This is a genomic window from Streptomyces eurocidicus (assembly GCF_002891295.1).
Classification (GTDB): domain Bacteria; phylum Actinomycetota; class Actinomycetes; order Streptomycetales; family Streptomycetaceae; genus Streptomyces; species Streptomyces eurocidicus.
On sequence record NZ_LGUI01000006.1, the window covers coordinates 53,495 to 75,939 of the forward strand.

Annotated in this window: 24 protein-coding genes; 9 read left to right on the forward strand and 15 right to left on the reverse strand. The window is 74.2% G+C overall.

Annotated elements, in window-relative coordinates:
- Nucleotides 1-879, reverse strand: a complete 879-nt coding sequence (locus AF335_RS19595; RefSeq protein ID WP_102919733.1) for an ACP S-malonyltransferase — start codon at nt 877-879, stop codon at nt 1-3.
- 309 nt (nt 880-1,188) lie between these two features.
- Between AF335_RS19595 and AF335_RS19600 the strand changes: the two genes are divergently transcribed.
- Complete coding sequence (locus AF335_RS19600; protein WP_228773178.1) at nt 1,189-4,539, forward strand: ATP-binding protein; 3,351 nt, start codon at nt 1,189-1,191, stop codon at nt 4,537-4,539.
- 213 nt (nt 4,540-4,752) lie between these two features.
- Here AF335_RS19600 and AF335_RS19605 read toward each other — a convergent pair whose 3' ends face one another.
- The 3 genes from AF335_RS19605 to AF335_RS19615 form a co-directional block, all read right to left on the reverse strand.
- The gene (locus tag AF335_RS19605) at nt 4,753-4,971 is read right to left on the reverse strand and encodes a hypothetical protein (protein ID WP_102919734.1); all 219 of its coding nucleotides are present in this window, start codon (nt 4,969-4,971) and stop codon (nt 4,753-4,755) included.
- Nucleotides 4,972-4,979: 8 nt separating this feature from the next.
- Entirely contained in the window at nt 4,980-5,567 is a 588-nt protein-coding gene (locus tag AF335_RS19610) for a superoxide dismutase family protein (protein WP_228773179.1), read from the reverse strand.
- A 187-nt stretch (nt 5,568-5,754) separates the two neighbouring features.
- Nucleotides 5,755-6,432, reverse strand: coding sequence for an AIM24 family protein (locus AF335_RS19615; protein WP_102919736.1), 678 nt, complete (start codon nt 6,430-6,432; stop codon nt 5,755-5,757).
- Between the two features lie 617 nt (nt 6,433-7,049).
- Between AF335_RS19615 and AF335_RS19620 the strand changes: the two genes are divergently transcribed.
- The 6 genes from AF335_RS19620 to AF335_RS19645 all read left to right on the forward strand — a co-directional run bounded on the left by AF335_RS19620 (nt 7,050) and on the right by AF335_RS19645 (nt 11,636).
- Nucleotides 7,050-7,928 carry an isocitrate lyase/PEP mutase family protein gene (locus AF335_RS19620; protein ID WP_102920080.1) on the forward strand — a complete coding sequence of 293 codons (879 nt, stop codon included), beginning with the start codon at nt 7,050-7,052 and terminating at the stop codon, nt 7,926-7,928.
- A 213-nt stretch (nt 7,929-8,141) separates the two neighbouring features.
- Complete coding sequence (locus AF335_RS19625) at nt 8,142-8,990, forward strand: pentapeptide repeat-containing protein (protein ID WP_102919737.1); 849 nt, start codon at nt 8,142-8,144, stop codon at nt 8,988-8,990.
- A gap of 325 nt (nt 8,991-9,315) precedes the next feature.
- The gene (locus AF335_RS19630; RefSeq protein WP_102919738.1) at nt 9,316-9,672 is read left to right on the forward strand and encodes a hypothetical protein; all 357 of its coding nucleotides are present in this window, start codon (nt 9,316-9,318) and stop codon (nt 9,670-9,672) included.
- Nucleotides 9,673-9,817: 145 nt separating this feature from the next.
- Nucleotides 9,818-10,147 (forward strand): hypothetical protein, encoded by a 330-nt coding sequence (locus AF335_RS19635; RefSeq protein ID WP_102919739.1) that lies wholly within the window; start codon nt 9,818-9,820, stop codon nt 10,145-10,147.
- Nucleotides 10,148-10,161: 14 nt separating this feature from the next.
- Complete coding sequence (locus AF335_RS19640; protein ID WP_102919740.1) at nt 10,162-10,848, forward strand: PhzF family phenazine biosynthesis protein; 687 nt, start codon at nt 10,162-10,164, stop codon at nt 10,846-10,848.
- A 32-nt stretch (nt 10,849-10,880) separates the two neighbouring features.
- Nucleotides 10,881-11,636, forward strand: coding sequence for a Mut7-C RNAse domain-containing protein (locus AF335_RS19645; protein WP_102919741.1), 756 nt, complete (start codon nt 10,881-10,883; stop codon nt 11,634-11,636).
- Between the two features lie 85 nt (nt 11,637-11,721).
- On the opposite strand, the gene AF335_RS19650 is transcribed toward AF335_RS19645, so the two are convergent.
- Nucleotides 11,722-12,732 carry a polyprenyl synthetase family protein gene (locus tag AF335_RS19650; RefSeq protein WP_170127753.1) on the reverse strand — a complete coding sequence of 337 codons (1,011 nt, stop codon included), beginning with the start codon at nt 12,730-12,732 and terminating at the stop codon, nt 11,722-11,724.
- A 202-nt stretch (nt 12,733-12,934) separates the two neighbouring features.
- Here AF335_RS19650 and AF335_RS19655 point away from each other — a divergent pair, with 202 nt between their 5' ends.
- Together AF335_RS19655 and AF335_RS19660 are read left to right on the forward strand one after the other, a co-directional pair.
- Complete coding sequence (locus AF335_RS19655; RefSeq protein WP_102919743.1) at nt 12,935-13,615, forward strand: ABC transporter ATP-binding protein; 681 nt, start codon at nt 12,935-12,937, stop codon at nt 13,613-13,615.
- Entirely contained in the window at nt 13,612-14,406 is a 795-nt protein-coding gene (locus AF335_RS19660) for a hypothetical protein (RefSeq protein WP_102920081.1), read from the forward strand. The genes AF335_RS19655 and AF335_RS19660 overlap by 4 nt, the downstream gene beginning before the upstream one ends.
- A 23-nt stretch (nt 14,407-14,429) precedes the next feature.
- On the opposite strand, the gene AF335_RS19665 is transcribed toward AF335_RS19660, so the two are convergent.
- From AF335_RS19665 to AF335_RS19700, 10 genes are all read right to left on the reverse strand, one after another.
- Complete coding sequence (locus AF335_RS19665) at nt 14,430-14,912, reverse strand: nuclear transport factor 2 family protein (RefSeq protein ID WP_170127754.1); 483 nt, start codon at nt 14,910-14,912, stop codon at nt 14,430-14,432.
- 46 nt (nt 14,913-14,958) lie between these two features.
- Nucleotides 14,959-15,567 carry a carbonic anhydrase gene (locus tag AF335_RS19670; RefSeq protein WP_102919745.1) on the reverse strand — a complete coding sequence of 203 codons (609 nt, stop codon included), beginning with the start codon at nt 15,565-15,567 and terminating at the stop codon, nt 14,959-14,961.
- 97 nt (nt 15,568-15,664) lie between these two features.
- On the reverse strand, nt 15,665-16,684 hold the full coding sequence (locus tag AF335_RS19675) for an alpha/beta hydrolase (RefSeq protein ID WP_184743333.1): 1,020 nt from the start codon (nt 16,682-16,684) through the stop codon (nt 15,665-15,667).
- Nucleotides 16,685-16,768: 84 nt separating this feature from the next.
- Nucleotides 16,769-16,927 (reverse strand): hypothetical protein, encoded by a 159-nt coding sequence (locus AF335_RS34740; protein WP_170127755.1) that lies wholly within the window; start codon nt 16,925-16,927, stop codon nt 16,769-16,771.
- Nucleotides 16,924-17,079 (reverse strand): hypothetical protein, encoded by a 156-nt coding sequence (locus AF335_RS34745; protein WP_170127756.1) that lies wholly within the window; start codon nt 17,077-17,079, stop codon nt 16,924-16,926. The genes AF335_RS34740 and AF335_RS34745 overlap by 4 nt, the downstream gene beginning before the upstream one ends.
- Nucleotides 17,080-17,481: 402 nt before the next feature.
- Complete coding sequence (locus AF335_RS19680) at nt 17,482-18,072, reverse strand: NADPH-dependent FMN reductase (RefSeq protein WP_221505268.1); 591 nt, start codon at nt 18,070-18,072, stop codon at nt 17,482-17,484.
- 181 nt (nt 18,073-18,253) lie between these two features.
- Nucleotides 18,254-18,886 carry a DsbA family oxidoreductase gene (locus AF335_RS19685; protein ID WP_102919746.1) on the reverse strand — a complete coding sequence of 211 codons (633 nt, stop codon included), beginning with the start codon at nt 18,884-18,886 and terminating at the stop codon, nt 18,254-18,256.
- Between the two features lie 58 nt (nt 18,887-18,944).
- Nucleotides 18,945-20,207 (reverse strand): MFS transporter, encoded by a 1,263-nt coding sequence (locus AF335_RS19690; protein ID WP_211304124.1) that lies wholly within the window; start codon nt 20,205-20,207, stop codon nt 18,945-18,947.
- A gap of 365 nt (nt 20,208-20,572) precedes the next feature.
- Nucleotides 20,573-20,803 carry an acyl-CoA carboxylase epsilon subunit gene (locus AF335_RS19695; protein WP_102919747.1) on the reverse strand — a complete coding sequence of 77 codons (231 nt, stop codon included), beginning with the start codon at nt 20,801-20,803 and terminating at the stop codon, nt 20,573-20,575.
- A 40-nt stretch (nt 20,804-20,843) separates the two neighbouring features.
- Nucleotides 20,844-22,445, reverse strand: a complete 1,602-nt coding sequence (locus AF335_RS19700) for an acyl-CoA carboxylase subunit beta (RefSeq protein WP_102919748.1) — start codon at nt 22,443-22,445, stop codon at nt 20,844-20,846.

Below are 22,445 nucleotides of genomic sequence, written 5' to 3' on the forward strand. Positions count from 1 at the left end.
TTACGTCCTGGTCTCGCGGAGGGGGGTCCGGTCGGCGGACCGGCGGATCTTCTGCACCATGCGGAGGAGCGACTTTCCGCCCACTTCCTGGCATTCCACTCCGGGGTCCAGGGTCAGCAGGTGGCGGACGCCGTCGGTCCAGCGCACCGGCTCGACGAGCTGGTCGCTCAGCAGGCGGACGACGTCCCCCCGCTCGTAGGGGCGGCCCGTGACATTGGCGATCACGGGGGTCGCCGGTTCGCGGAAGGTGAATTCCCGGAGGTAGTCCTCGTACGCGGCGCGCGCGGGTTCCATGTAGCGCGAGTGGAAAGGCGCGCTGACGCGCAGCGGGGCGAAGCGGACGTCCCGGCGGGCGAACGCCTCGTGGGCGGCGCGGAGCACCTCGGCCGGAGCGGCGACGACGATCTGCGTGTCGGTGTTGAAACCCGCCACGTCGACGCCCTCGACGCCGTCCGCCGCGAGGATCTCCCGCAGCCGGTGGACCGGCAGGTCCATGACCGCGGTCATGCCGCCGCCGGACGCCGCGGCCATCAGCTCCCCGCGCCGCTTGACGAGCCGGAGGCCGGTCTCGAAGTCGATGACACCCGCCGCCAGCAGCGCGTTGTACTCCCCCAGGCTGTGCCCGAGGTAGTAGTCGGCGCGCCGTTCCTCCCGGTGCTCGCGCTCGAACATGCGCAGCGCGTTGACGGTGTAGAGCGCGGGCTGGGTGTACTCCGTGCGCGACAGCGCGTCACCGGGGTCGTCGCGGCAGAGGGCGGCGAGGTCGTACCCCAGGAGCTCGCCGGCGAACCGGGTGAGGCCGGGGTAGCGGCCGAAGACGTCCTCGCCCATCCCTCGGGACTGCGCCCCCTGCCCGGGGAAGAGAATCGCGAACGCCATGGCGCCTCTCAGCTCGGTACCGGATCCCCCGCGGTGCGGTTCGGCCGGCGGGTGGTCCGACGCCGGTCATCGTGCGACGGGCTCCTTGCGGGCCCCTGGTGCGGGCGCTGGCGGTATCTTGCAAAGCTCTGTAGTTCCCTTGTCGCAACTCTTGCGGGGCGCTTGCCGATTGCTTGCCAATTGCTGGTTTGACGGCCTTGGAACGGCCTGTCCGATATGCCAAGATCACGTTCTGGAGGGGTTCGGCGACACGACGTCGACCGGCCCACCGCCGGCACCGCCGCACGCCCGAGAACGATGAGGACCGACATGCACGCACTCCGGACGCCGGGCCCGTCGCCGGAGCGGACGGACCCGGCCGGGCCGCTGCTGCGGGTGCTCGGACCCATGTCCGCCCGGTTCGACGGGCAGGACCTGCCGCTCGGCCCGCCGCGCCGGCGCGCCCTGCTCGCGCTGCTGCTCATCCGGCTGGGCCGGGTCGTCCCCACCGAGCTGATCGTCGACGAGCTGTGGGGGGACGAACCGCCCCGCCAGCCCGTCGCCACGCTCCAGAGCCATGTCTCCCACCTGCGCCGGGTCCTCGATCCGACGGCCGGGCCGGGCGCCGCGTCGGTGCTGCGCTACCGGGCGCCCGGCTATGTGCTCCGGCTCGCCCCGGAACAGGTGGACTTCTGCCGTTTCGAGGACCTGGTGTCCACCGGGCGCCGGTCCCTGGAACAGCGGGATCCGCTCGCCGCGCGGGACCGGCTCGCCGAGGCCCTGGAGCTGTGGCACGGCTCCCCGTACACGGAGTTCTCCGCCCACCCGCCGCTGGCCGACGAGACCGCCCGGCTGGAACAGGTCCGGCTGGCCGCGCTGGAGTCCTACGCCGAGGCCCGCCTCACCCTGGGCGCGGCCGCGGAGGTGGCGGCCGACCTGGACCGGGAGGTGCGCAACCACCCGATGCGCGAGCGGCTCGTCGGCCACCTGATGACGGCGCTCACCCGCCTGGGGCGGCAGGCGGAGGCGCTGGAGGTGTACGAGCGGACGCGCAGCCACCTGGTCGAGGAGTTCGGCGTGGACACCGCCGTGGAGCTCCAGCGGGTCCGCACCGCCATCCTGCGGCAGGAGCTGGGCGACGGCGGGCCGGGCGGCGCGACGGCCGCACCGGCCGCCTCCGCCCCTTCCGCTTCTCCCGCCCCGCTCACCCCGCCTGCCCGGCCCACCCGTTCCCCGGCGTCCGCCGTGCCCGCGCCGTACGGGGGTACGGGCCGGCCGGCGCGCACCCCCGTACCGGCCCCGGCGGCTGCCCCCGCGCGGGCCGAGGACCCCGGCGCCGACGTCCCGGACCCCTCGGCGCCCTGGCCGTTCACCGGCCGGGACCAGGAGCTGCACCGCCTGGCGGCGGCCGCCGCCGGGGCGCTCACCGGCCACGGCCACGTGGTGTCCGTGCTCGGCCCCGCCGGCGTCGGCAAGACCCGGTTACTGATGGAGCTCGCCCCGCGCCTGGAGACCGCGGACGAGCGCCTCGAAGTGGTCTGGAGCCACTGCTTCCCCGGCGAGGGCGTCCCGCCCTACTGGCTGTGGACACAGGTCCTGCGCAGGCTGTCGGCCACCCGGCCGGACGCCTTCCGCGCGGCGACGGCGCCGTTCGGCGCGCTGCTCGGGCCGCTGATGCCCGAGCGGTCGGCCGGGCCCGGCGGCGCGCCGGGCCCCGAGGTCGACTGGGCCCAGGCGCGGTTCCTCACCCATGACGCGGTCTGCGAGGTCCTCCTGGCCCTGGCCGCGGAGAGCCCGCTGGTGCTGCTCCTGGAGGATCTGCACTGGGCCGACACCGCCTCCCTGGACCTGCTCAGGCTGCTCGGCGTCCGCCGTCTGGGCCATCCGCTGAGCATCGTGCTGACGGCCCGTGACTTCGAGATCGAGTCCGACGCCACGATGCGCCGGCTGCTGGCCGAGGTGGTCCGCGGCCCCCGCAGCGAGACCCTCCGGCTCGACGGGCTGCCCCGGCAGGCCGTCGCGACCCTGGTCGAGGCGCAGGCCGGGCCGGGCGTGGGCGCGGAGGTCGTCGAGGCGCTGCACCGGCGGAGCAAGGGCAATCCGTACTTCGTCATGCAGCTCCTGTCCCTCCTCGGCGACGTCCGGCACCTGCACGACCCCGGCGCCTCGGCCGTCCTCCTCGCCCAGGTGCCGACGGGCGTCCGCGAGGCGCTGCGGCAGCGGTTCTCGGCGCTGCCCGAGCCGGTCCTGCGGGTGCTGAGGCTGTGCGCGGTCATCGGCACCGAGGTGGACACGGACCTGCTGCACCGCACCGCCGACGGGGACGAACCGGTCGCCGAGGCACTGGAGTCGGCGATACGGGCCGGACTGCTCGGGGAGGACCCGCACCACCCGGGCCGGCTGCACTTCGCCCACGCGCTGGTCCAGGAGACGCTCGCCGAGGAGCCGGCCCGCGAGGAGCGGCACCGGCTGCACGCGAGGGTCGCCGAGGCGCTGTGCGCCCGCGGCCGCGGGCAGATGGGGGACGAGGAGATCGAGCGGGTGGCCCACCACTCCTGGCACGCCAAGGACGCGCTGGCGCCCGGGGAGACGCTGCCCCGGCTGCTGCGCGCCGCCGAGCGGGCCGAGCACCACCTGGCGTACGAGCAGGTCGAGACCTGGCTGCGGCGCGCGGTGCACCTGGCCGGTTTCCTGCCCGCCGACGACCCCTCGGCCCCGGGCCTGGAGCAGCGGCTGCACATCCAGCTGGGGCAGGTGCTGGCCACCATCCGGGGCTACGGCGACGCCGAGGCCGAGGCGGCGCTGGGCCGGGGCCGCGCCCTGAGCGCGGTCACGCACAGCCCCGAGGACCCGTCGGTGCTGTGGGCGCTGTGCGCGGCGCTCCTCGTCACCGGCCGCTACGACGACTCCCGGCAGTTCTCCGGGCTGCTGCGGGACCTCGCCGGGCGGACCCGGCAGCCGGTGGCGGTGCTCGGCGCGGCGTACGGGGAGGGCATCGTGCTGCACGTGCGCGGCCGGCTGCCCGAGGCGCTGGCGGAGCTGGAGCACGGCGTCGACATGGCGGATCGTTTCGCCAGGGAGGGGCACTCGCTGGCGAGGACGTTCCAGCACGACCCGCGCGTCTCCTGCCGCTCGTACGACACGTTCACCCACTGGCTGCTGGGCGACCGGCGGACGGCGGCCGAGCGGCGCGACCAGCTGCTGCGCCTGACCGACTACGAGAGCAGGCCCTCGGACCGGGCGTTCGCGCTGTACGTGGACGCGGTCGTGGCCGCCTGGGAGGGGGACGTCGGCACGGCGCTCGCCTCCGGCGGCGAGGGGGCCCGGGTGGCGGGCGAGCACGGGCTGCTCTACTGGAAGGCGATGCTGAGCCTGCCCGCGGGGTGGGCGCTGACGCACTCGGGCCGGGAGGAGGAGGGCCTGGCCCTGATGCGCACCTCGCTGGACGAACTGTGCCCGTCCCGGACGCATCTGCGTCTCCCGCTGCACCTGGGGCTGCTGGGTCAGGCGCAGTTCCACGCCGGCCGCCGGGAGGAGGCGACGGACACGCTCCGCAGGATGCTCTCCGTCGTCGAGCGCCGCCGCGAGTACGTCTATCTCGACCCGGCCCTGCCCGCCACCCGGCTGCTCCACGAGCTGGTGGGCCGGGAGGCGGCGGAGGCCGTGCTGAGGGGGTGCTGAGCGCTCCGCTGGAACTCCGGCGAGTCATCCGCGGGTGCGTCGTGGCTGGTCGCGCAGTTCCCCGCGCCCCTTCGGGGCGCCGCCTGACCTCACCGGACTTCGCCGAGCCGGCTTAGAAGGCGCCGGGAGGCCACTGCCGGGGAGGCGGTAGGGGTACGGTCCGGACCGTACCCCTACCGCCTCCCGCGCCGGGGCACGCCGTACCACCCCGGCTCACACCGGGGTGGCGGTGCCGTCGCCCTGGTCGGGCCACTCGTGCGGGTCGACGTCGTCGTCGGCCTTGCGGCGCACCTCCGCCAGGCGTTCGCGGGTGTCCCGCTCCCCCGCCCGGCCGGGTGTCCGGCCGGGGCCCGGTTCCTCGTGGGCCTTCGCCGCCTCCTCGCGGCCGTGGCGGCCCGTGGACGCGCCTTTGCCCCTGTCCCGTCTCGCCATGGATCGGCCTACAGGAACGACACGTTGACACAGGCCAGCCGGGCGCCCGCGGTTCCGGCGTGACCGGGCCTGGTGTCTGTCGCGTGTTCGTGCACCACGACGGAGCGGGCCTCGCCGGCCCGGACCCACCAGCGCACGGACGTCTGCGAACGGGCCCTGCCGTGCGCGTCCGTGGTCAGGTCCAGCCACGCCTCGTTGCGCTTGTTGGCGTAGGCCGGGTCGACGGAGGGCTGCACCGGGTCCGTGACGTTCTGGTAGTGGCCGCCCGAGGTCGCGGGGTCGGTGCCGCAGGGTTTCCGGTGGACGTGGGCGCCGAAGGTCCGTTCGGCCTGGACGCCCTCCAGCCGGAGTTCGAACCAGGTGCCGCGGTCGCTCGTCCGCTCCCGCACCTCCACGTGGCTGCCGAGCGGTACGGACTTGGGGTCGTACGTCACGGCTCCGCTCCCGGTGCCGGTGGCCGCCCGGAAGGTCTCGATCACGGTCACCGCGCTGTGCTGGGTGCCCTCCACGGGGCTGGTGCTGTTCGTGGTGCTCAGGGTGCTCACGCCCGGCGTCAGGGCCAGCGACGCGGCGAGCACCGTCGTCATAAAGGCCATCTCGGCCCCTCCTCGGTCAGGTGTCAGGCCGTACCAGCACATGTTCACCCAGATCGCCCGGGGCCACGACCGTCGCGCCGCCGATCGTGCGGCGCGGGGCGCCGCCAGGGGCGCCGCCCCGCCGGTACCGCTCCGGTGCCGCCCGGTCCTCCGGGCCGGGCGGCACGGGCGCGGCGCGGCCGTGCCGTCAGCCGTTGCTCGCCGGCTGCGGCTTCGCCTCGCTCGGCCGGACGATCACAAAGCCCTCGCCCTCCAGCTTGAGCTGGACGGCCTCGCCGGAGCCGCCGCGCAGCATGGAGCCCAGGCTCTGCGAGCGGTGCAGGGAGGTCTGGAGGTGGGTGGACCAGCCGACGACGGCGTCGGTGTCGACGAACACCGGGGCCTGCGCGGAGACGGGGATGACGATGGGGTTGCCCTCGCACATCACGCCGAGCTTGCCGTGGCCGGTGAAGACGCTGTTGAAGAGGCCGCCGCCGGTCATGCCCGCGCCCTTCACGACCTTGATCTCGTAGGAGAGCGTGGGGTCGAAACACAGGACGTTGCGGCCGTTGACGGTCAGGCTCTCACCGGGCGCGATGTCGACGATGAAGCAGTTGGCGGCCTCGTGCGCGAACCACACCTCGCCCTGGCCGCGCACCGCCATCAGGGCCAGGCCCTCGCCGGTCATGGCGCGCTTGAGGAACTTGCCCACGCCCTGGCCCTGCTTCTCGAACTGCAGGTTGCCGCGGAAGGCGATCATCGATCCCTGGCGGGCGTAGCACTCGCCGTTCACGGCGTAGACGATGGACTTGGCGTTCTGGAGGCTCATACCCGCCGTGGTGGCGGGCTTGACCATGTTCTCTGTGGCGAAAAGGTCGCTATGCATGGGGGCATGATGGCCGTAACCCGCTCCCACCTGCAACGATCATGCGATTTCCGGGCGGCGGCCCCGGTCGTCCGGTCTCGGGGCGGCGAATCCGGCCGCCCCTCAGGGGGCTGACAGGCCGAGCGAGATCCGGCCGATCCACGGCAAGTGCCCGGCGGCGCGCCGGAGGTCCGCACGGCGGCGGGGGCCCGCCGGCACGGCGGGCGGGCTCCAGGAGCGTTCGCGTACGACGCCCCTGGCTGGAGGCCCTTGTTCCGGATGCCGGTCATGGAATTCCGGGGATCAGGGGTACGGAGGGGGCGCCGGAAAGCGGGCGCCGACCGCGGCAGGCGGGACGGGTGAGGCGGATGGGGGCGGCGTGAAAGCGGCAGCTCCACTCCTGCTTTACCCTGCCTATATTGCTCCATGACCATCCCTTGACTAGCCTCGCGCCAGAACCGACGGACAGTCAGCACGGCAGCACACACCGCGCCCAGGCAAGGGAAAGCCCGGGGAGCGCCGTAGCGAGCGGCGCCGCACCCGGGCCACCAGGTCATAAAACGCCGGTGCCGGCCACGGACTTCGACGACGGCGGCCGCAACGGCGCACCCACGCAACCCAGTTTCCCGGAGGGTACCGTGAACCACCCCGCTCGGCTACGCACCGCCATCGCGGCGGACGGCACCACACCGCTCATCGGCGTCTTCGACATGTTCTCCGCCTCCGTCGCGGCCCGGCACTACGACGGGATGTTCGTCTCCGGCTTCGGCTTCGCCGCGTCCCACTACGGCCTGCCGGACATCGGCTTCATCGCCTGGCCGGACATCGTCGCCTTCGTCCAGCGGCTGCGGCTGGCCTTCCCGGCCCAGCACCTGCTGGTCGACATCGACGACGGCTACGTGGACCCCGAGACCGCCTGCCACGCCGTGCAGCAGCTGGAGGCCGCCGGGGCGTCCGGCGTGATCCTGGAGGACCAGCAGCGGCCCCGCCGCTGCGGGCACGTGGACGGCAAGCGGATCCTGCCCCTGCCCGAGTACCTCGACAAGCTCGGCATGGTCCTCGACTCCCGCCGCGACCTCGTGGTCGTCGCCCGCACCGACGCCACGGAGGAGGCGGAGATCCTCCGCCGCGCCAAGGCCCTCGCGGCGACCGACGCGGACGTCCTGCTGGTCGACGGCGTACGCAGCGTCGACTGGATACGCAAGGTCCGCGACGTCATCGGCGACAAGCCGCTGCTGTTCAACCAGATCGCCGGCGGCAAGTCGCCGCGCCTCTCGCTGCCGGAGCTCGGCGCGCTCGGCGTGGACGTGGCGATCTACAGCACGCCGTGCCTGTTCGCCGCGCAGTCCGCGATGGACACGGCCCTCGCGGAGCTGAAGACGGACGAGGGACGGCTGCCCGTGCACACGGAGGCGAGCGTCGGGGTCGCCGAGTGCCTGGCCCTGCTGGAGCGCAACATCAGCCGCCACCACGGGCGGGCCGACCGGCCGGCGGAGGTCCCGGTGGCCGTGCGCTGACCGGCCCGCCGCCCCCTCGCACCGGGCGCCTCGCCGTGATCCTCACCACCCCGCCGGGCGAACTCCTCCCCCCTGGCCCCCAGGGGGCGCCCGGCGGGGGTCCGCCCGCCGCCGGGGTCCGGGCCCGAGCCCGTAAAATGGCTGGACCTGCGCGAACGCGCCGGGATGGACTCACTCCGGACCGTCCTCCGGAGTTAAAGGAAACCTTTCATCGTGACCGCGAAACACCAGGGCGCCGAAGCCGCCGAAGCCGACCGGGCCCGCCTCGGGCTGCGAGCCGACTGCGGGAGCTGCTTCGGCCTGTGCTGTGTCGCCCTGCCGTTCTCCGCGTCCTCGGACTTCGCGGTGACCAAGGCCGCCGGCCAGCCGTGCGGCAACCTCCAGCAGGACTTCCGCTGCGGCATCCACGCGAAGCTGCGCGGGAGCGGCTACACCGGCTGCACCGTCTACGACTGCTTCGGCGCGGGGCAGAAGGTCTCCCAGGTCACCTTCGGCGGCCGCGACTGGCGCGCGGACCGGGACACCGCCCGGCAGATGTTCGAGTCCTTCCCCGTGATGCGACAGCTCCACGAGCTGCTCTGGTACCTGACCGAGGCGCTCGCCCTCGCACCGGCCCGCCCGGTCCACGGCGACCTGCGCCGCGCGCTGGAGGAGACCGAGCGCCTCACCCTGCACAACCCCGCCGCCCTGGGGGAGATCGACGTCGCGGAGCACCGGCACACGGTCAACGAGCTGCTGCTGCGGACGAGCGAGCTCGTCCGGGCCGGGGTCAAGGGCAGGAAGAAGAACCACCGGGGCGCCGATCTCATGGGCGCCCGGCTGCGCGGTGCCGACCTCCGGGGCGCCAGCCTGCGCGGCGCGTACCTCATCGCCGCCGACCTCAAGGGCGCCGACCTGCGGCTCGCCGACCTCATCGGGGCCGACCTGCGCGACGCCGATCTGTCGGGCGCCGACCTGACCGGCAGCATCTTCCTCACCCAGATGCAGGTGAACGCGGCCAGGGGCGACGCCGCCACCCGGCTGCCCTCGTCCCTGACGCGCCCGCCGCACTGGCGCGCGTAGCCACGGCCGCCGGGTGACCGGCGGGGGCCCAGTCGCACCCGTCCGCACCCGCCGGACCGGCCGCACCGCGCCGACCGCGCCGACCGCGCCGACCGCGCCGACCGCGCCGACCGCGCACGGTGCGAGGTGCCGCCGGCACTCGTGGTGGACACACCCCCGGCGAGGTGAGGGGCGGCTGCGCGAGAGGGCGGCCCTTGGGTGCGCCACCACCCGCCCCCGGCTGTCAGGGCCTCGCCAAGCGCACCGCCCCTCGGCAGGCGATTCGCCGAAATATCACCCGAATGCGGGAATGCACGCAAAGTAATCGCCAAATTACCCTGGGCACATGCCTGAGTGGGGTCGCGCTCTGTCGCAGTCCGTCTCGCGCGGCGCGGCCGCCGTGCTGATCGCCCTGCTCCTGCTGGCTCCCGGCGGAGAGGCCGCCACTGCCGCGAGCGGAAGCGAGCGCGAACCGGGCTCGGTGTCCCTGGAGTTCACCCCGGCCGACGAATACGCCTCCGAGACCGACGTCTCCGTCGCGTGCGCGATCCGGGAGGGAAGGCGCCCCGGCAGGCGGGGCGGTGGGTCCGTCCTGCCGCCCGCCGGTCTGCAGCCCGGCCCCGGCGCGGCCCCGTCCGCCCCCCGGGCCACGGGCGCCCCGCCGTCCGGCACCCCCGCGCACCACACCGTCCTGCGCTGCTGAGGAACACCGCCGGAGTACGCCCGACCACCGGTCACCGGCCCGCCAGGGGCCGTGCCGCGGGCTGCCTCCGGCCGGTCCGGGCCGCTTCCGGCCCGTCATCCGCATCCCTCGCACACCAGCCGGACGAGCCAGAGAGAGGCCCACCATGCCGCTCGACCCCGCACGTGCCCTGAGCGCCTATCTGCGCGCGCAGGCGTACCGCGAAAGCAGCCCCGAACCCCCGGTCGCCCCACGCCCCGAAGGACCGGCGGCACCCGCGGAGCCCACCGCCCCCCTCGCACCCGCCCCGGCCGGGACCGCCGGCGCACGGCTGCCTGACGCCACGGCGGCGCGGCGGCCGCTCCGGGTCGTCCGCCGCCCCACGGGAGCCTTCGCCCGCCTCCTGCGGCTCCTCCGGCAGAAGGCGCCCGTCGCCCCGGCCGCCGCTCCCGCCTCCCCCGCCGGCACCCGGCGGACCGGCCCCGACGGCGGGTGATGTTGAATGCCCGCATGATCGATATCGAGGTGCTCGTCGTCTTCGGCGGACCCGGCGGGCAGGGTGGCAACACCCTCGCCGTGGTGCGCGACGGCGCGACGGTGCCCGGCGAGCGAGCGCGGCGGGAGCTCGCCGCCGCGCTCGGTCACAGCGAGACCGTGTTCGTCGACGACGCCCGGCGCGGCGTCGTCGACATCTGGACGCCCAGCGCCCGGCTCCCCTTCGCCGGGCACCCGCTCATCGGCGTCGGCCGGCTGCTGGACGCCCGGGTGCTCCACCCGCCCGCCGGGGCCGTCCCGGTGCGCCGGGACGGCGAGTTCACCTGGGTGCGCGCCGATCCGGCGTGGGCGGCCGGGCGGCGCACCCGGCGGTACACGTCACCGGCCGCCGTCGACGCGCTGCCGACGCCGCCCGGCGGCGAGGGCTGGCTGTACGCGTGGGCATGGGAGGACGAGGCGGCCGGACGGGTACGGGCGCGTGGCTTCCCGCGCCGCGGTGACGGCATCGACGAGGACGAGGCGACGGGCGCCGCCGCGCTGGTCCTCACCGGGGAGCTGGGCCGCGCCCTGGACATCCGCCAGGGCCGGGGCTCGCGGATCCGCACCCGCCCGCTCGCCGACGGAACCGTCGAAATCGGCGGCCGGGTAAGCGTTCTGAGGGGCCGGGGGCCCTGGGCGGAGGGCACCCCCACCGCGCCGTGAGGGGCGGGCCGGGGCGGTGGCATGCTGGAGGGGTGAACGGCCCTCGAATCGATCTGACCCTCGCCCCTGAGCTGCGCCTCTTCGCCCCCGCCGACCGGCGCGGCGCCCGCGTGCCGCTCGTCACGGACGGCTCCTCCACGCTCGGCCACGTCGTCGAGTCCTTCGGCGTCCCGCTCACGGAGGCGGGCGAGATCCTCGTCGACGGCCGCCCCGTGACGGTCTCGCACATCCCCTCGGCCGGGGAGTCCGTCGAGGTGCGCGCGGTGACCCGCCCGCAGGAGGTGCCGGGCGCGCCGCTGCGCTTCCTGCTCGATGTGCACCTGGGCACGCTCGCGCGCCGGCTCCGGCTGCTCGGCGTGGACGCCGCCTACGAGAGCGAGGACATCGGGGACGCGGCACTGGCCGCGCTCTCGGCGGCCGAGCGGCGGGTGATGCTCTCGCGTGACCGGGGCCTGCTGCGGCGCCGGGAGATCTGGGCGGGCGCGTACGTCTACAGCGACAAGCCGGATGAGCAGCTGCGGGACGTGCTGGGCCGCTTCACGCCCCGGCTCGCGCCGTGGACGCGCTGCACGAACTGCAACGGCCCGCTGCGCGACGCGGACAAGGAAGCGGTGGGCGGGCGGCTGGAGGACGGTACGCGCGCCACGTACGACGTGTTCGCGCAGTGTGTCGTCTGCGACCGGGTGTACTGGCGTGGGGCGCATCACGCGCGGCTGGAGGCGATCGTGTCGGGCGCGGTGCGGGAGTTCGGGGCGGGGGTTTCTTCCCCTGCCCGCCCCTTCCCGTAACCGGGGGCTGACGCCCCCGGGCCCCCTTTTCCGCGCTCCGCGCGGTGTCCTCAAACGCCGGACAGGCTGAAGAACGGGCTGAAATTCAGCCCGTGCCCATCGCGTAGGTGAGGCGGTGCAGTTGTTCGCGGTGGGGGGTGGCGGGGAGGTGGTCCAGGTGCGCGCGGGCCTTCTCCACGTAGGACTCCAGGACCGCCGTGGCCGCCTCGACCGCGCCGAGCTCATGGAGCAGGGTCGTCAGCCGGCCGCGGGCCCGCGCGCTGTGGGCGGCGCGGGCGAAGAGCCGGCGCAACCGCCGGGCCTGGCGCGGGAGCGCGCGTTCCACGGCCAGCAGCAGGGGAAGCGTCGGGCGGCCGTTGCGGAGGTCACTGGAGAGCGGCTTGCCCGCGCCGCGGACGGTCTCGGCGTCCCGGTAGGGCAGCAGGTCGTCGCGCATCTGGAAGGCGATGCCCAGGGTCTCGCCGTAGACCGTCAGGGCGGTGGTGGTCTCCTCGTCCGCGCCGGAGAGCAGCGCCGCGGTGCGGCAGGTGGCGCTGAGCAGGGCGGCGGTCTTCATGGTCACCATGGCGAGATAGGCGTCGAGCCCGCAGGCGAGGTCGCGGCGCAGCCGCTCCTCCAGGAGCTGGCCGCGGCAGATCTCCACCCCGGTGAGGCCCGCGAGGGCGATGACGTCCAGGAGCAGATCCGGGGCGACGCCGTGCCGGTGGCACTCGGCGACCTCGGCGAACGAGCGGCACAGCAGGGCGTCCCCGGCCAGCAGCGCCTGCCCGGTGCCGTAGCGGGCGTGCACGGAGGGGCGGCCGCGGCGCTCGGCGTCGCCGTCGATGAGGTCGTCGTGGACCAGGCTCGCGGTGTGATGGCTCTCCAGCGCGGCGGCGACCGCCGCGGCCTGCGCCAGGTCGCCGTCGAGCGCCGCCACGCACAGCAGGAGCAGACGGGGGCGCAGCAGCTTGCCGTGCGGCAGCAGGGCGTAGCGCGCGAGGTCGTCCAGGGCGTCGTCGTCCCGGGGCCAGAGGTCATGGACACGGCTGGTGTAGTAACCGGAGAACACGACGGCCGGAGCCCTGCCGGTCCCTGAGGTGGTATCGAGGTTCACGGATCCTCGCGGGGTGCGGTGCGGAAGCGGGCACCGGGAGGCGTGCCCGGCGCTCCACCCTTCCAGCTCCGCGCGCGGGCCCACGCCTCCAACACGGGCGCGGGCGGCAGATTGACGCGTTCCGGTGACGGGCGCGCGGGAGCGGGCACCCGCCCGCCGTGGTGGGCGTCCGGGTGTCCCGGCCGTCGCTAGGGTGTGCGCCATGCCTGGCCGTCCCCCCGCTCTGCACGTGCGCGACGTGCACAAGTCCTACCGTTCCCGCCATGTGCTGCGCGGTGTCTCCTTCGACCTCGAACCGGGCACGCTGACCGGGGTGGTCGGCGAGAACGGGGCGGGGAAGAGCACGCTGCTGCGGATCCTGTCGGGGCAGTCGGCGGCGGACGGCGGCGAGGCGGTGGTCCGGGGGACGCTGGGGCACTGCCCTCAGGAGGCGGTGCTGAACGACTGTCTGACCGTCGCACAGCACCTGCGGTACTTCCGGGTCGCCTACGGTCTGCCGGACACCCGGCGGGCGGAGGAGCTGCTGGAGGAGCTCCGGTTCGGGGAGTACCGATACACCCGGGCGGGTGAACTGAGCGGCGGCACCCGGCAGAAGCTGAATCTGACGCTGGCGCTGATGCACGACCCCGAGGTGCTGCTGCTGGACGAGCCGTACCAGGGCTTCGACTGGGAGACGTACCTGCGGTTCTGGCAGGTGGCGCGGCGGCTGCGGGAGCGGGGGCGGTGCGTGCTGGTGGTGTCCCACCTCGCCTGGGACACCGGGCGGCTGGACAGGCTGTACCGGCTGCACGACGGTGCGGTCCGCCCGTGGTGCCCGGCCCCGGTGCCCGAACCCTCGTGCGGGGACCCCGCGTCGGCGGTCGGGGCGGAGGCGGCCCGGTGAGGACGGCCCGGCGGCGGCTCACGACGGCGGTCGGCTTCGCGCTGCTGGAGCACGCGCGGAACCGGCTGGCGCTGGTCCTGGTGGTCTTCTACATCCCGTTCTGGCTGTCGATGGTGCACTGGTTCGTCGCGTCCGCGCCCAGCCGCTTCCTGCTGCGCGCCACCGGGCGGACGGTGACGGTGGACGCCGGACGGCTGACCATGATCTCCGGGGCGGTCAACGCCGTCACGCTGATCGTCGGCTTCATGATGTTCATGACCACCTTCAAGTCGCTGGCCTTCGACCGCCGGCTGGCCCTCGCCGGGTACCCGAGGGTCCCGTTGCTGGTCGCGAAGGTGGCCGCGATGCTGCTGGCGTCGGCGGCCACGGCCCTGTACGCGACGGCGGTGATCTGCTGGTACTGGGATCCGGTGCGGCCGGCGCTGCTGGCGGCGGGGCTGTTCAGCGCCGCGGTCGGCTACGGCGGCATCGGGATCCTGCTCGGGGCGTTCCTCCGCCGTGAGCTGGAGGGGATGTTCGTCATCATCATGACGAGCCTGATGGACACGATGCTGCAGAACCCGGTCAGCAACCCGGGGGCGAGCAAGGACGGGGTGCAGCTGCTGCCGGAGTACGGGCCGACGCAGGTGAGCGTGGCCGCGGGCTTCTCGGGGGCGGTTCCTTACGGGCATCTGCTGTTGGGACCGCTGTGGTTCGCGGTGATGTGGCTGGCCGCGACGGCCGCCTTCGGGCTGCGTACCCGCAGCCATCTGACGAAGGCGCCGCCGCTGCCCGCGCCCGGCCGGGTCTGAACGGGCGGGCGCGGCGCGTACGGTCAGGCCCCGGGGGCACCCTCGACCCAGACGACGGAGGCGGTCAGGGCGTTGGCGCGCCAGCCCTCGGCGGTCCGCACGGCGGTGAAGTCGTAGCGGGCGCCGCCGACGAACAGCGGGCCGGTGGTGCCGTCCTCGGCGGGGTGCGGGACGTGGGTGGCGTGGGCGTTGGCGCGGCCGGCGGCCCGGTCGCCGTCGAGGGTGACGATCGGGTTGGTGACGAGGTGGTGGGTGCGGGCCCAGGCCCGCTTGGGGGCGCCGAGGAACTCCGGCAGACCCGTGATGCCTTCGTGGACGCCGTTGGGCAGCTCCAGGCGGACGTCCTCGGTGAACAGCGAGCGGTACCACTCCTCGTCGTTCCGGTCGGGGTCCGTGCTGTCGAGGCCGGCGGCGAAGCGGTCGAGCAGGGTGGTGAGGGCGGCGCGGTCGGTGACGGTCCGCAGCTCGCGGCGCAGCTCGGCGATCTCGTGGGCGTGGTCGGTCATGGGGGTCTCCTTGTGGTGTGGGTGGAGCATGTGCCGGGGGCGGGCCTCAGAGCGGGAGGAAGGCGTCCAGTCCCGGGTCGTGGGCGAGGACGAGCCCGGTGTCCACGCCGTAGAACCAGCCGTGCAGGCGCAGCGTCCCGGCGGCCAGCCGGTCGCGGACGCTCGGGTAGGCGCGCAGCGTCTCCAGCTGGGCGCGGACGTTGCGCTGGGCGGCGGCGTGCACGCCGGGGTCCCGGTCGTGGCCGTGGGTGCCGAGGCCGTCGGGCAGGTGGGCGGCGAGCCAGCCGGCGACGGCCGGGAGGGCGGTGAGGTCGTCGCCGCGGGCGCGGGCGCCGACGGCGCCGCAGTGCGAGTGGCCGCAGACGATGATGTCGGGGACCTCGAGGACGTCGACGGCGTACTCGATGGTGGCGCACTCGCCGGTGGGCCGGTGCCCGGTGTAGGGGGGCACGGCGTTCCCGGCGGTGCGGAGCTCGAAGAGGTCGCCGGGCCGGGCACCGGTGATCAGCGAGGGGATCACCCGGGAGTCGGAGCAGGTCACGAAGAGGGCCGCGGGCGACTGCCCGGCGGCGAGGCGGCCGAACTCGGCGCGGTGGTGGCCGTGCTGGGCGATGCGTCGACCGAGGGTGCGGGCGTGTTCGATGAAGGGCTGCATGGGATCCCGGTGGGTGGAGGGGACTGAGGTGAGGGGCCGGACCCGAGGGCCCGGCCGGTGCCGACCGGCACCGGCCGGGCGGCGGCCGGGCGGGTGTTCAGGCCGCTCCGGCGGGCCGGCGCGGGCCGGGGACGAGCGGCGGCAGGGGCACGGCTCCCTCGCCCGGGCCCGCTCCCTGGGCCGGGGCCGGGCGCGCGGCCGCGCGGGCGGCGGCCAGGGTGGTGACGCGGGCGACCGGGGTGGGCACCTCGCGTTCCATGAGGCATTCCTCCACGAAGGCCAGCGCGCGCAGGTGGTACGAGCGCGCCGCCCAGCCGAGGCTGATGTTGTGCCCGGCGTTGGGCTGGCGGTCGAAGACGGCCCTCGGCGCGGCGCTCAGCAGGCGGCGCATGGAGGCGAGGGTCTCGTCGTCGTGGTGCCACCACCCCTCGTGCTCGGCGAAGGTGAAACGGACCGGCACGGTCACCCGGGCGGCGAGGCGGGGGAACTCCTCGGCCCAGCGGCGGGCCTCGCCGGCCTCGCGCGGGGGCATGGGGGTCACCAGCGGCTTCGCCTGGCGGAAGGTGCCCGGCGGGTAGAGGGCGAGCTTGCCCCAGTGCAGGGGCCAGGTCTTCAGCCCGTGGAAGTCCTGGAACTGGCGTACGTCGACGGCGTAGCGGTGGCTGATGCCGGAGATGTCCAGGCCGATGAGGTCGGCCCCGCGGTCGTCGGCCGCGGCGTGCAGGGCGAGCTTTCCGCCGTAGGAGTGGGCCATGAGGAAGGTGCCCGCGCCGGTGTCGTGGGTGCGGGCGAACCCGGCCAGGGCGGCGTGCAGGATGTGGGACTGCTCGGCGAGGGTCTGCCCCTCGGGGAAGCGGGCGGCGGAGAGTCCGTAGCCGGGGCGGTCGACGGCGAGGACGGTGAAGCCCAGGCGGGCGCCGAGGGTCATCAGCGACTGGGTGGGGTGGGTCTGGCCGTGGAAGTAGCCCGCGCGCATGCCACCGCCGTGCACCGCCACGACGAGGGCCCGCGGGGGCGTGTGCCGGGGCTCGATGAGCAGGCCCGACAGTGAGGTGCCGGCGGCGTCCAGGACGATGTCGCGCACGTCCGGGACGGTGGGTTGGATCAGCTGTGCCATGTGGTGCGTACTCCAGTTGGTCCAGCGCCCGGATGAACCCATCGGGGCGGAGTGCGGGAACGGTTCCGGGGGTCCGGCGGTGCGTCAGTCGATGCCGCGGAAGATGTGCGGCTCGGGGGTGGTGTCCTCGTCCTCGCCGGCCAGGAGTACGCGGCCGACGGCGTCGTGGAAGAGGGCGCGGCCGGCGGTGCCCGCCGGGTCGGCGGGACGGACGGGCCGGACGGCAGTGTCGGTGATCGTCACTGGGCGCTCCGGAGCGGGTTCGTGGCCGGCGTGGGGTGGGTGACCAGGCGCAGCGCGGCACGGCGGGCGCGGGCGCGCAACGTGGCGCGGCGGGCGGGGCGTTCCCTGCGGCGGACGCGCGGGTGGGCGGTGGGCCGGTCGGGTGCGGGCACGGTGTGTCTCCTCGGTTCGGTCCCGTGAGGGCGGGGCCATATGCGGGGCCATATGCGGGGCCATATGCGGGGCCATATGCGGGGCCATATGCGGGGCCATATGCGGGGCCATATGCGGACAGCGGCGGGCGCCCGGGGCCGGTTTGACCGGTCCGGGCGCCCGCCGCTGTCCGCTGTGACGGTGGTGGCGTGGCGCGTCGACGACGGGGGCGTCGCGCGGTGGGGCGTGGCGGCCGCCGGTCCCCCCGGCCCGCGAAGGAGTGGGGCGTCCGGGGCGGAAACGCCGCGGACCCGGCGGCCCGTGAGGGGGCCGCCGGGTCCGTCACCGGGGGTGTGGTCCGCGCGGGTGCGCGGGGGTGCCGGCGGCCGGGCGGGAGTGCTGTTCCCGCCGGCCCCGCGGACTTACTTGCCGTAGGGGCGACGGGCGCGCTGCTCGCGCAGGCCGTCCGCCCACCAGCCGAGCTGGTCCAGCAGCGCCTTGGCGGCACCGGCCGGGCCGGACTGGTCCTTGGGCTCGCCGTTCTCGTCGAACTTCTCCCACGCCATGTGGAAGCTGACGGCCTCACGGATGGTGACGGCGTGCAGCTCGGCGAAGATCGGGCGCAGCTGCTCGGCGGAGCGCAGGCCGCCGGCGAGGCCGCCGTAGGAGACGAAGCCGACCGGCTTGCCCTGCCACTGCGTGTAGTGCCAGTCGATCAGGCTCTTGAGCGAGGCCGGGAAGCTGTGGTTGTACTCCGGCGTGACGACGACGAAGGCGTCGGCCTGCTCCAGTCGCGGGGTGACCTTCGAGAGGGCCTCGACGACCTCGGCGGAGGGCTGCTGCGAGAGCACGTAGGGCAGCTCGTGGTCGGCCAGGTCGATGACGTCGACCTCGAAGTCGTCGCGCAGACCGGCCTGCTTGACGAACCAGTTCGCCACCGTCGGGCCGAAGCGGCCCTCTCGGACGCTGGCCACGATGACGGCGAGCTTCAGGGGCGCGGTGCTAGCGGACAAGATGTGCTCCTTCGGGTGGTGCGGAAACGCGGGTCGGAAAGACCGGTAACGCGGGATGGGGAAAAGGCTGGAAAGCGATGGCCGGGGAATCGGTGAAGGTGGGATCAACCCTCCCCCGCCGCCCCCCGGTCAGGTCAAGCCGGGCGGGAAGAGTTGACAGGGAATTGTCTTTTCCCTGTTCTCAGACGGTGGTACGGAGGGCCGCCAGATAGCTCTCCTCCGACTGGGCGCCGGTGAAGGTGGGGCCGTTCTCGAAGAGGAAGACCGGTACGGCGCGGACGTTGCCGCGGCGTACGCGCTCCAGGCCGGCCCGTACCTCCTCGGCGCCCTCGGTGGGGTCCTCGCCGGTCCTGACGCCCGTCTCGTCGGCGAGCCGGGCGAGGACGGCGGGGTCGGAGATGTTCACGGCGTCGGTGAAGTACGCGCGGAACAGGCGCTCGGCGAGCTCCTCGGCCTTGCCCTGGCCGGCGGCCAGGACGAGGTGGCGGTGGGCCTCGAGGGTGGTGGTGTGCACGGCGTGCTCGTAGTCCAGGACCAGCCCGTCGTGCGCGGCGTGGGCGGCCACCCGGGTGGTCTCGGCGCGCACTCCGCCGCCGAACTTGCGCTCCAGGGCGGCGAGGAGCGGCTCGCCGGCGGGCGACGCGTCCGGGTCGAGCTGGTAGGGGTGGAAGCGGACCTCCACCTCACCGCCCTCGTCGCGGAAGCGGCGCGCGGCGCGGGCGAAGCGCGTGTAGCCGATGTAGGAGTGGGCGCAGATGATGTCGAGGACGATGTCGACGCGGCGGGGCGTGGAACGGTCGCTCACGGTGGTCATGGTTCCTTAGGTGCCTTGGGGTACTGCGGGTCGGATCGGAGGGGGCCCCGGCGGGGCGTCAGGGGCGCCCGGCCGTGGCCCGGGGAGCCGCCTCCGGGGCGCCCGCGGGGGCGGCGTCCGGGGAGCCGGTGCGCAGGAGCAGCAGGACGACGGCCACGGTGGCGCCCAGGGCGCCCGCGGCGAGGTAGACGCCGTCGATGCCGAGCGGGCCGGTGGCGGGCTGGCTCAGGGCCGGGGAGAGGAACTGGCCCAGGAACATGCAGGAGGTGACGCCGCCCATGACCCGGCCGCGGAGGGCGACGGGGGTGCGGGAGGCCAGCCAGGTGTTGAAGTTGGGGATCAGCAGGCCGACGCCGGAGCCGAGGACCACCAGGCCCACGAGGACCAGCGGGACGGCCGAGGTGGCGCCGATGGCGAGGTAACCGGCGGCGAGCAGGGCGAAGGTGGCGACGGCCACCTGCTTGAAGCCGAACCGCTTGTTGATCTTGCCGTAGTTGAGACCGACCAGGGCGTTGGCCAGGCTCATCAGGGCGATCGCGAGTCCGGCGCCGCTGGCCCCGATGCCGCCGATGTCCTCCAGGTAGAAGGGCAGCTGGGAGGGGATCAGATAGAACATCACCTGGGAGATCAGGACCAGGGCGTAGATGCCGTAGGCCAGCTTGGGGAAGCGGCCGCCGGCCGCGTCGCCGTTCGCGCCGGGGACCGCCGCCGCCCGGGGCGGTTCGACGACGAAGCGCAGGACGAGCAGGGTGAGCGGCATGGCCACGAGGTAGATCGCGAAGGGCCCGCGCCAGTCGATGTCGGCCAGGACGCCGCCCAGCGAGAGGAAGGCCACGCCGCCGAAGCCCATGAAGCCCGCCTGGAGGCCCAGCACCCGCGAGCGGGACTCCCCGGGGTAGTGGTCGGTGACGAGCGTGGTGGTGGCGGTCATGATGCCGGCCACCGCGACGCCCAGCAGGAGCCGGCCCGCGAGGATGGCGTAGAGGTTGTCGAGCACCAGGCCGGAGCCGCCGGCGAAGCCGAACAGGCCGACGGAGGCGGCCAGGACGGGCTTGCGGCCTATCCGGTCCACCAGCGTGCCCACCAGGGGCGCGCCCAGGGCGATCATCAGCGCGGGGACGGTGAGGACCATGCGGACCAGGAAGTCGGCGTTGTCCACGGAGGAGAAGTGCTTCTCCATCGCGGGCAGGGACGGCGCGATGATGGCACCGGCCATGGTCGTGAGCATGCTGGACAGCAGCAGGGTGATCAGGAGCGGGCGCGCGCCGGCCGGCTGCCGCGGCGGCTCCGCTCGCACGGTGTCGTTCGTATGGGTCACCACGGTTGGTCTCCTCTGTGTTTCCCGCCCCGTCCGCGCTCCCCCGGCCGGCCGGATGCCGCGTCGCCCGGACGGTTCTCGGCAGCCGGCCGGTGGCCGGGGTCGGGTCAACGCCTGTTTCGTTTCATGGGTGTCGCGCGTCATCGGTGCCGCGAAGGGCGGCCGCGCTCCGGAAGGGGAATCGCCGGGCGCCGGGCCGCCTGCGGACCATATTCCCGGAACTTCTCGGTCCGTTCGATCGATCGCCCCTGATTTATCGCGGATCGGACAGAGGTTTCACTTCTTCCTGTGCACTTCCCGGTGGGCGTCCCGGAATTCGCGGGCCCGCCGCCGGGTCCGGAGCCGGCCGGCGGGGCGGGGCGCCGGGTTCAGGACCGCTCCCCCGGGCCGGTCGGCCGGGCGCGCCAGCTGCGCGGGCCCGGGGTGCGGTCGGTGCGCTCGTGGCGCCCCCAGCGGGCGGTGGCCCGGTAGTGGCGGGCCAGGTCGTCGGGCTCGGTGCCGGCTGTGGCCGTGACGGCGAGGAGCACGGCCGTCAGCGCGGCCAGTTCCTCGGGCCCGGCGTGGCCCTTCTCGACGCGGATGAGGGGATCGGTGGTCATGGGTGCCTCCGGCACTGCGGTCACGGCGCGGTCGGTACGGTCACTGCGGCGGGTTGCCGTGCTTGCGCGAGGGCAGGTCGGCGTGCTTGCTGCGGAGCATGGCCAGCGAGCGGATGAGCACCTGGCGGGTCTCGCCCGGGTCGATGACGTCGTCGACCAGGCCGCGCTCGGCGGCGTAGTACGGGTGCATCAGCTCCGCCTTGTACTCCTTGATCTTCTGCTGCCGGACCGCCTCGGGGTCGTCGGAGCCGTTGATCTCGCGGCGGAAGATGACGTTGGCCGCGCCCTCGGCGCCCATGACGGCGATCTCGTTGCTCGGCCAGGCGAGCGCCAGGTCGGCGCCGATGGAGCGGGAGTCCATGACGATGTAGGCGCCGCCGTAAGCCTTGCGCAGGACCAGGGAGATCCGGGGCACGGTGGCGTTGCAGTAGGCGTAGAGCAGCTTGGCGCCGCGCCGGATGATGCCGTTGTGCTCCTGGTCGACGCCGGGCAGGAAGCCGGGCACGTCGACGAGGGTGACCAGCGGGATGTTGAAGGCATCGCAGAACTGGACGAAGCGGGCGGCCTTCTCGCTGGACTCGATGTCCAGGACGCCGGCGTACGAGGCGGGCTGGTTGGCGACGATGCCGACGACGTGGCCGTCGAGGCGGGCCAGGGCGCAGACGATGTTGGTGGCCCAGGCCGGGTGGATCTCGAAGTACTCGGAGTCGTCGACGATCTCCTCGATGACCGAGCGGATGTCGTAGCTGCGGCCCGGGTCGTCGGGGACCAGGTCGAGGAGGGCCTCGGTGCGCCGGTCGGCCGGGTCCTGGCCGGGCGTCGCGGGCGGCAGCTCGCGGTTGTTGGCGGGCAGCAGGGAGAGCAGGAAGCGCACGTCCTCCAGGCAGCTCTCCTCGTCGTCGTAGGCGAAGTGGGAGACGCCCGAGGTCGCGGAGTGGACGTCGGCGCCGCCGAGGCCGTTCTGGCTGATCTCCTCGCCGGTGACGGCGCGGACGACGTCGGGGCCGGTGATGAACATCTGGGAGGTCTCGCGGACCATGAAGACGAAGTCGGTCAGCGCCGGGCTGTAGGCCGCGCCACCGGCGCAGGGGCCGAGCATCACGGAGATCTGCGGGATGACGCCGGACGCCTTGGTGTTCCGCTGGAAGATGCCGCCGTAACCGGCCAGCGCCGAGACGCCCTCCTGGATACGGGCACCCGCGCCGTCGTTCAGCGAGACGAGCGGCGCCCCCGCGGCGAGCGCCATGTCCATGATCTTGTGGATCTTGGTGGCGTGGGCCTCGCCCAGCGCACCGCCGAAGATCCGGAAGTCATGGGCGTAGACGAACACCGTCCGGCCGTGGACCGTGCCCCAACCGGTGATCACACCGTCCGTGTAGGGTTTCTTGTTCTCCAGGCCGAAGCCGCTGGCGCGGTGCCGGCGGAGCGGCTCGACCTCGGTGAAGGAACCCTCGTCCAGGAGGAGGGCGATGCGCTCCCGGGCCGTCAGCTTGCCCTTGGCGTGCTGGCGTTCGGTGGCGGCGGGGTCGGGTCCCTGGTGGACCTCGTCCCTGATGAGGTTCAGTTCCTCGACGCGTTCGCGCAGGGTCCACTCGCGCGGGTGGTCCACCTGGTTCGGCGTGGTCTTTCCTGCGACAGGCAT

Bases quoted from the DNA above. Each gene is read 5' to 3' on its own strand.
- AF335_RS19595 (WP_102919733.1), bottom strand. From the start codon at position 879: ATGGCGTTCGCGATTCTCTTCCCCGGGCAGGGGGCGCAGTCCCGAGGG.
- AF335_RS19600 (WP_228773178.1), top strand. From the start codon at position 1,189: ATGCACGCACTCCGGACGCCGGGCCCGTCGCCGGAGCGGACGGACCCG.
- AF335_RS19605 (WP_102919734.1), bottom strand. From the start codon at position 4,971: ATGGCGAGACGGGACAGGGGCAAAGGCGCGTCCACGGGCCGCCACGGC.
- AF335_RS19610 (WP_228773179.1), bottom strand. From the start codon at position 5,567: ATGGCCTTTATGACGACGGTGCTCGCCGCGTCGCTGGCCCTGACGCCG.
- AF335_RS19615 (WP_102919736.1), bottom strand. From the start codon at position 6,432: ATGCATAGCGACCTTTTCGCCACAGAGAACATGGTCAAGCCCGCCACC.
- AF335_RS19630 (WP_102919738.1), top strand. From the start codon at position 9,316: ATGCCTGAGTGGGGTCGCGCTCTGTCGCAGTCCGTCTCGCGCGGCGCG.
- AF335_RS19635 (WP_102919739.1), top strand. From the start codon at position 9,818: ATGCCGCTCGACCCCGCACGTGCCCTGAGCGCCTATCTGCGCGCGCAG.
- AF335_RS19640 (WP_102919740.1), top strand. From the start codon at position 10,162: ATGATCGATATCGAGGTGCTCGTCGTCTTCGGCGGACCCGGCGGGCAG.
- AF335_RS19655 (WP_102919743.1), top strand. From the start codon at position 12,935: ATGCCTGGCCGTCCCCCCGCTCTGCACGTGCGCGACGTGCACAAGTCC.
- AF335_RS19665 (WP_170127754.1), bottom strand. From the start codon at position 14,912: ATGACCGACCACGCCCACGAGATCGCCGAGCTGCGCCGCGAGCTGCGG.
- AF335_RS19670 (WP_102919745.1), bottom strand. From the start codon at position 15,567: ATGCAGCCCTTCATCGAACACGCCCGCACCCTCGGTCGACGCATCGCC.
- AF335_RS19675 (WP_184743333.1), bottom strand. From the start codon at position 16,684: ATGGCACAGCTGATCCAACCCACCGTCCCGGACGTGCGCGACATCGTC.
- AF335_RS19685 (WP_102919746.1), bottom strand. From the start codon at position 18,886: ATGACCACCGTGAGCGACCGTTCCACGCCCCGCCGCGTCGACATCGTC.
- AF335_RS19695 (WP_102919747.1), bottom strand. From the start codon at position 20,803: ATGACCACCGATCCCCTCATCCGCGTCGAGAAGGGCCACGCCGGGCCC.
- AF335_RS19700 (WP_102919748.1), bottom strand. From the start codon at position 22,445: ATGCCTGTCGCAGGAAAGACCACGCCGAACCAGGTGGACCACCCGCGC.